This is a genomic window from Endozoicomonas sp., from assembly GCF_051008435.1.
Classification (GTDB): Bacteria; Pseudomonadota; Gammaproteobacteria; order Pseudomonadales; family Endozoicomonadaceae; genus Endozoicomonas_A.
The window spans coordinates 1-5,343 of the sequence record NZ_JBPCXO010000087.1; the positions used below are offsets into that span (position 1 = coordinate 1).

Genomic DNA, 5,343 nt, shown 5'->3' on the forward strand with positions numbered 1-5,343 from the left:
CCGGTTTGAGACAGTTTTTATGATTATTTGAGGCGAATAGCGAGCTATTCAACGAAAAGAATCATAAAAAATGGCCAAATCAGGCTTTTTCGCAGTAGGTCAGTGGTAAGTCCGACAGGCTCCTAGAGCATCTTGCGCTTTACTGCTTTGAATAAATTCAATCAGAGAGTTTAGAACCAGCATAAAGAGAATAATAAAAAAATCCGGCCAGTGACTTATAACTGCCGAGAGCACAGCAGCTATCTCAATAAGCCAGGGAATAGGTCCCCAATAGGTTTTGAGAAACTGCAACCACTTGCTTTCACGCTTTTCTTCGAGTTCGTTGTACCCATAGCGATGCAAACGACCCTGTGCATCTTTTAATGACAGTCTGTTCAAACGGCTATCCAGCTGATCCAGAGCCTCTTGATAACTCGCCCAGACAGGTTTTATTTCGGCCATAACAGAAACCGCAGATAGGAAAGATTCGATGGGGATAGAGCTTAGATCATACTTACGGTGGGCATCGAAACCGATGACTCATGGGCTAGTGTATTGGCTTAAAACAACTTCTTTCTAACAGACCGATTAGCTGGCAGATGTTCGTTTTCTTTATTTTCGATATCTCTGCGACGCTTTCTTTTTATATGCGCCTCCTGTTGATCTCCCAGACTCAGCTCAGCAATCGCTTCTTTTAGGTTTTGCTTCATTGACGGTAACGAGCAGCGATTTTGCGCATCATGGTGCATTGCCGGTGTAACGACCTGTTCAATCACCTTTCTAGCGACCTGACGCTCTGAAAAAGTGTGAGTTAAGCACTTACTGCTCAGCTCATGGGGTGAGAATACATCGGTAATCATAGGCTTCTGATAATTCATACCCTGATGATCAGCCATTCCTGCCTGATCAAAGTAAGCGCTGAATTGCTTAAAAAGCCAATCCAGACCAGGGTGATGTTCATCAAGCGATTTTCTTTTGTTCATCCAGATATAGGGGATTAACTGCCCGGTTGCCAGCTCCAGCATAATGAGTCCGGCCGAGCAGATATCCGTTGATTCACTCATCAAGTCCCGTTGCTCACAGGTCAATTCCTGAGGCATATAAAAACAGGGAGGCTCACTGTGTAATGATCTTGGATTATCCAACCTGGACGTCAGGCTGAAATCAATGATTTTAGGCGCCAGCTGAAGATCCAAAAGCACGTTGCCTGATTTCAGGTCGCCATGGATCAACTTCAATGTTCTGTGCAGATAATCAAGCCCTTCCAATATCCCGGCTTCAATATTCAATCGGTTTTGCAAAGGTCTTAGGGCTTGAAGCATGGGCTTCTGATTTAACAGGTTTGACAATACGTAAGGTTCTTTCTCCATGACCAGTAACATAGGCACATCGGTATGAAAGCCGATTGCACTGGCAACATTGGGATGATTCATGGCAATTTGTGTATGGATTTCTCTCAGAGCGGTACGTTTCATTGAGTCAGAAGCACCGGCATCGACTTTGAACTCTTTTAACGCCAGGGCTTCGCCTGACTTCAAACGATCGGATTGCACAGAATAAACCCGCCCGAAGGACCCTTCCCCTAATAATGTTTTCTTGTCGGTTAATTCCTTGATCTCCTCAGGCGCCAGAACTCTTGCTCCCTGGTTTCGTCCAGGCGTCAATAAATGAGAAGTCTTCGGCGTTTTAGCCAGTTGCACCCTTCGCCTGCTCTGCGAAATCAACCCAAGATCCAGTTGATCCGTGGCAGACACGTCCTGACTGCCAAACGCCCAGGCCAACACCTGATCAGAATCAAGCTCAATCATTTCCTGGGGTTTTAATGAACGCTTCCCTAAATGACTCATTGAAGATGAGCGGGACTCAGGCGAATGACTCTCAGACTGGAAGCCTGACTCAACAGGAGGTGTTAAATGACTCTTCACACGATCAGCGGGAGAAACCGTTACCCCTCGGCCACTCGATGCTGCCATTGAACTGTGCCCACTGGATGATCGACTGCCAGAGTTCACTTTTTCAGGTGAATGGAATTTATCTTCAGACAGAGGGCAACGACTGAGCGCAGAATCTAACGATCGATTCTCCTGAAGTGATCCGTGTAACTGCCCTGCAAACGGCTGCATTGCTGTTCCTCCATGAATAATCGCTGTATTAAAGCAGAGTTTTCCAGGGTTAGTGGTAACAAAAGGGTTAGCCACACTGACAGCCTGAGCCTTTTAAAAGGGCTCACTACAAATTCCATTCATGATGAACTTCAAAGCGCTTAAGCACCAACTGCTATATTAAATTTGATATTTGAATTAATGAGCATTCATCAATGGTGCATCTGTCAGGCTTTTCTCTCCTCTTTGTTGCCATCATTTCTTATAAACTGGGCCGATGGATCACCTCTCGTGTTTACTTCCTTCATCACTACCATATTCCCTCACCAGTTACAGGGGGTCTTCTTTTCAGTGTTCTGTTCGCTCTGCTTGACGTTTTCTTTGGCTTTAATGTGGAGTGGAATTTTGGCCTCAGGGATGACCTGCTCCTGATCTTCTTCTGCACCGTTGGCCTGAATGCTCGCTTCAGGCTGCTGGTTTCCGGGGGAAAAACACTGGTTGTACTGTTTTTTGTCATCTTTGGCTTCCTCATTCTGCAGAACACAGTGGGTATACTGACTGCCATTGGCATTGGTGATCAGCCCATTCATGGACTTTTGGCGGGCACTATTTCAATGGCTGGAGGCCATGGCACAGCCATCAGCTGGGGCACTTTCCTGGAAGCAGAAGGCTATCACCAAGCCACGGAGTTTGGTTTGATGGCTGCAACAATGGGGCTGATCATGGGAGGACTTCTGGGAGGACCGGTCGCTCATGCCCTGATTAAAAAGAATAATCTTTGCCCTTCGCAGGCTGACACCAAAGGCTTTACCATTCTGGAAAGTGTTGAAACACGTCAAATAAAGCTCTGTATGCAGCAGATTTTGAACGTCATTCTCTTGATCAGTGTCTGCATCGTTCTGGGAAAGTGGTTGAACAGTTACCTCAGGGCAGAGGGAATCGTGATGCCCACTTATCTTCCCGTTCTATTGATTGCTATTACTTTCATTAACCTGTCAGACCTGATGAACTATCCCTTCAACGAGCAGTTTATCAATCTGTTTGGCGATATCTGCCTGGAAATGTTCATCACCATCAGTCTGATGTCACTGAATCTCATACAGCTGGCCCACAGTGCTATGCCTGCCTTTATCATCGTGATGGTTCAGTCTCTGGTTATATGCACGTTTGCCTACTGGATTATGTTTCGGGCTGCGGGCAAAGACTATGATGCCAGTCTGATTTCTGCCGGGTTCATAGGTCTGGGCTTAGGCGCAACCCCTGTTGGGTTAGCCAACGTCAGTGCACTGGCTCATCGCTTTGGACCTTCGCCAAAGGCTTATTTGATCGTCCCTCTGCTGGGCTCTGTTTTTACCGACACCTTGAATGCTGTCATATTACAGGGCTTTCTCAGCCTTTCCATTTTTCACTGACCCCAGCTTCCAGAGCCTACCTGGCAAGACCCATTGGTAATTCACACGACAGACAACACTCATAATCCTATGGACAATAACCGGATAATTGACCATAGGAACTCAGAAGAACATGACTACGCATACTCCTTCCACCAGGAGAACGGTCTTTTCTGCGGTACTCTCCCTGTCAGTGGTTCTGACAGGTTGTGCCAGCAACAGTGAGCAGGCGAGCTACGATCCTAATAAAACTTATTCTCTGACCGTTCTCCACACCAATGACCACCATGGCCGCTTCTGGCAAAATGAGGATGGCGAATGGGGCATGGCAGCGCGTAAAACCCTGATTGATGACATTCGTGAAGAAGTAGAAAGCCAGGGTGGAGAAGTACTGTTGCTATCGGGTGGTGACATCAATACCGGTGTACCAGAGTCAGATCTTCAGGATGCCGTACCTGACTTTTCAGGCATGAACATGATGGGTTATGACGCTATGGCCGTCGGCAACCATGAGTTCGACAACCCTATTGAAACCCTGCGAATGCAAGAACAACTGGCAGACTTTCCTTTCCTGTCAGCCAACATTTATGAAACAGAATCCGCCGAGCGCCTGTTCAAACCCTATGAAATATTTCAGGTAAACGACCTGAGGGTGGCTATTCTTGGTCTGACAACGGACGACACCACCAAGGTTGCTCTGGCAGATAACATTGAGGGGATTGAGTTTCGCAGCCCGATTCAGGAAGCTGAAAAACTGGTTCCTGAACTCAAGAAAAAAGCAGACATTATCATCGCCTCTACCCACATGGGTCACTACACAAATGCTCAGCATGGCGCCAACGCACCCGGTGATGTGACTCTGGCCAGAGAAGTGGACGATATTGATCTGATCGTTGGAGGTCACTCACAGAATCCATTGTTCAAGCCTGACCAACAGAATGATGCCTGGATCGTACAAGCCTATGAGTGGGGCAAATATGTCGGCCGGGCAGACTTTGAATTCAAAAATGGTGAGCTGGATCTGGTGAGCTATAAGCTCATCCCGGTCAATCATAAAGAAGATAACAAACAGATCGTCCAGGATTCTGAAATGCTGGCACTGCTGGAGCCTTTCCAGACGGCCGGGGCCACAATGATCAATGAAACGATTGGTCAGGTTGACGAACGCCTTGAAGGTGATAGAAATAAAGTTCGCTTTGGCTACACCAATCTCGGCACACTAATGGTCAAAGCACAGCAGGAAAAAGCCGACGCAGACTTCGGCTTGATTAATTCCGGCGGCATCCGTGCCAGCATTGCTGCCGGAGAAATCACTTACAAAGATGTCCTGACTGTACAACCTTTTGGCAACTCACTGGCCTATGTTGAGCTGACCGGAAAGGAAGTGATGGATTACCTCTCAGTAGTCGCCACTATGCCAACCAACAGTGGCGCCTTTGCCCACTTTGCGGGTATTGAAATGACGATTAGAGATAACAACGTCTCCGACGTTCGTATTCAGGGCAAAGCTCTGCAGCTCGCCAAAACCTATCGTATGTCGTTCAATAATTTCTCAGCCGGTGGCGGAGATGGTTACCCCAAACTGGATGATCACCCCTCGTATGTGAACACAGGCTATAAAGACGCAGACGTTCTCAAAGCGTTTATAGAAAACCACAGCCCCATTCGTGCCGATGACTTCAAACCTGCAGGCATCATAAGAATCTGATCTTTGACAGGGAAAAGCCACGCTTTTCCCTTCTACCTCTAGGAGCCTGTCGGACTTACCACTGACCTACTGCGAAAAAGCCGGATTTGGCCATTTTCTATGATTCTTTTCGTTGAATAGCTCGCTATTCGCCTCAAATAATCATAAAAACTGTCTCAAACCG

General features: G+C 47.1%; 4 protein-coding genes. 2 read left to right on the plus strand and 2 right to left on the minus strand.

All coding sequences use genetic code 11. The features are described 5' to 3' along the window. Window positions 1-99 precede the first annotated feature (99 nt). Both ACR2PX_RS03935 and ACR2PX_RS03940 read right to left on the minus strand, forming a co-directional pair. Window positions 100-441, minus strand: a complete 342-nt coding sequence (locus ACR2PX_RS03935) for a cation-transporting P-type ATPase (protein ID WP_433998060.1) — start codon at window positions 439-441, stop codon at window positions 100-102. Between the two features lie 98 nt (window positions 442-539). Continuing rightward, window positions 540-2,102 carry a protein kinase family protein gene (locus tag ACR2PX_RS03940; protein ID WP_433998061.1) on the minus strand — a complete coding sequence of 521 codons (1,563 nt, stop codon included), beginning with the start codon at window positions 2,100-2,102 and terminating at the stop codon, window positions 540-542. Between the two features lie 194 nt (window positions 2,103-2,296). On the opposite strand from ACR2PX_RS03940, the gene gltS reads away from it, so the two are divergent. Continuing rightward, window positions 2,297-3,493, plus strand: a complete 1,197-nt coding sequence (gene gltS, locus ACR2PX_RS03945) for a sodium/glutamate symporter (protein ID WP_433998062.1) — start codon at window positions 2,297-2,299, stop codon at window positions 3,491-3,493. 112 nt (window positions 3,494-3,605) lie between these two features. Beyond that, entirely contained in the window at window positions 3,606-5,180 is a 1,575-nt protein-coding gene (gene ushA / locus ACR2PX_RS03950; protein ID WP_433998063.1) for a bifunctional UDP-sugar hydrolase/5'-nucleotidase UshA, read from the plus strand. Window positions 5,181-5,343 lie beyond the last annotated feature (163 nt).

Coding starts and splice junctions, on each gene's coding strand:
- ACR2PX_RS03940 (WP_433998061.1), bottom strand. CDS start 2,102: ATGCAGCCGTTTGCAGGGCAGTTACACGGATCACTTCAGGAGAATCGA.
- ACR2PX_RS03935 (WP_433998060.1), bottom strand. CDS start 441: ATGGCCGAAATAAAACCTGTCTGGGCGAGTTATCAAGAGGCTCTGGAT.
- gltS (WP_433998062.1), top strand. CDS start 2,297: ATGGTGCATCTGTCAGGCTTTTCTCTCCTCTTTGTTGCCATCATTTCT.
- ushA (WP_433998063.1), top strand. CDS start 3,606: ATGACTACGCATACTCCTTCCACCAGGAGAACGGTCTTTTCTGCGGTA.